This window comes from Bartonella sp. AP9QHHD (genome assembly GCF_042195625.1).
Classification (GTDB): Bacteria; Pseudomonadota; Alphaproteobacteria; order Rhizobiales; family Rhizobiaceae; genus Bartonella.
In genome coordinates, this window is sequence record NZ_JBHIOP010000006.1 from 1 (window position 1) to 1,750 (window position 1,750).

The following is a 1,750-nucleotide window of genomic DNA, read 5'->3' on the forward strand; positions in this document are numbered from 1 at the left end:
TACCCACATTATACATACTACAGAGGGCGTTTTTAAAAGCGCCCCCCTCTTTCCTCTTATTAAATTATCGGATGGAGTAAACTTATGAATAATCCTATCGCTATTACAAATAACACGGTTAACGGAGAAGACGTTCAAACAGTCAATGCTCGTGACTTGCACGCATTCTTAGAAGCAAAACGAGACTTTTCCAATTGGATTAAGGACCGTATTAGCAGATACAATTTTATAGAAGGACAAGACTTTGTAAAAACACAAGATTTGCGGTCACCAAATTTGGCGAGCGCAAAATCTAGATCTGTTATTGCAATTAATTATCATCTCACCTTGGAAATGGCAAAAGAACTTTCCATGGTAGAGCGTAATGAAAAAGGAAAACAAGCCCGTCAATATTTTATTGAATGCGAGCGGCGTGCAAAGCAAGTTGTTACACCACAAATCGATTACTCAAGTCCACAAGTAATGTTAGGTGTATTAACTCATCTAAAAAATGAAAATGAGCGTAAAGACATCATCATTGAAGATTTAAAACCAAAAGCAATGGCTCTTGAAAGCTTNGCTCGAAATGCAACCAAAACAATTCATTCTCTTCCTACAGAAAAAAGGATGGGTGTATCGACGCACTTTCGGGGATCGCTTATTGCCTTATCAGGATAAAATCCAAAAAGGACTAATGGATTGTCCCACCATTACACTTCAAACCGCAAGTGGAATAGAAAAAGTCATTCCTTGCGCAAAAATCACAGCAAAAGGCATGGGGGTGCTGTCTCAAGAAATTAAACGACAAAGCATGCATTAAAAGGAGTAAAACCATGGAAAAGAAATACGAACTTACTGATGAAACAATCGAAGTTGGGGGCAAAACTCTCCACCGCATTCGTGCATTGAGAGACTTTGGTAATGTTAAAGCAGGTGATTTAGGAGGCTATATCGAGAAAGAAGACAATCTAAGTCATGATGGCAATTGCTGGGTTTCTGGTAACGCCAAAGTTTATGGAAAAGCTAAAGTTTGTGGTTTTGCCGAGATTTTTGGTAATACCGTAATAGCCATATAAGCCGTTTTTAACCACACAACCAACTTTTAAACACCAGCGTGATTCACGCCACGGGTGAATTGCGCGCAATGTAGGAAATCAAGATGAGTGAACAAAACACTAACCTAATAGAAATTGAAGAAACACATCATGTAGCCGTCGAACAAACTGTCATGGAACGTATTTTAAATAAAGCCTTAGACAGTGACGTCGATATGGATCGCTTAGAGCGTCTTCTTGATTTAAGAGAACAAGAGATAAAACGACAAGAGCGCCAAAATTTTGTCCGTGATCTTTCGGCTGTGCAAATGGCATATAAAAATATCGAACAAAACGCCATTAATAACCATACAAACAGCAAATACGCTACACTTGATCAGTACATTGATGCTGTAAAGAAAGGGCTTGCAACATACAAATTTGCTTTGTTTTATCGTATTAAAAATCAAACAGAAAAAAACGTTACCATAGAAATAACTCTGTCTCATCCTTCAGACAATCAAATCTCAACAGAAGGAACATTTCCAATTGACAGTACAGGCTCTAAAAATAGCATACAATCACTTGGTTCCACACTTACCTACGCACGAAGATACCTATTAGGCATGCTTCTTAATTTAGCAAGTAAAGAAGACGATACAGATGGAAACCCGCCTATTAAAAAGGCTTTTCCACAACAGATCAATGAAATCAGAAGACTTGTCGTACAAACCCAA

General features: G+C 38.1%; 2 protein-coding genes and 1 pseudogene. All 3 read left to right on the forward strand.

Annotation, left to right across the window (positions count from 1 at the left end):
* Positions 1–84: 84 nt before the first annotated feature.
* A pseudogene (locus ACFIK4_RS00565) lies at positions 85–799 on the forward strand (antA/AntB antirepressor family protein).
* 13 nt (positions 800–812) lie between these two features.
* A complete protein-coding gene (locus ACFIK4_RS00570) occupies positions 813–1,055 on the forward strand; it encodes a hypothetical protein (RefSeq protein ID WP_375674532.1) in 243 nt (80 codons plus the stop codon).
* A gap of 83 nt (positions 1,056–1,138) precedes the next feature.
* Positions 1,139–1,750 (forward strand): ERF family protein (locus ACFIK4_RS00575; RefSeq protein WP_375674534.1); only part of this gene is annotated, 612 nt, incomplete at its 3' end.

Excerpts from the sequence above, each read along its gene's own strand:
- ACFIK4_RS00570 (WP_375674532.1), top strand. The coding sequence starts at position 813 with ATGGAAAAGAAATACGAACTTACTGATGAAACAATCGAAGTTGGGGGC.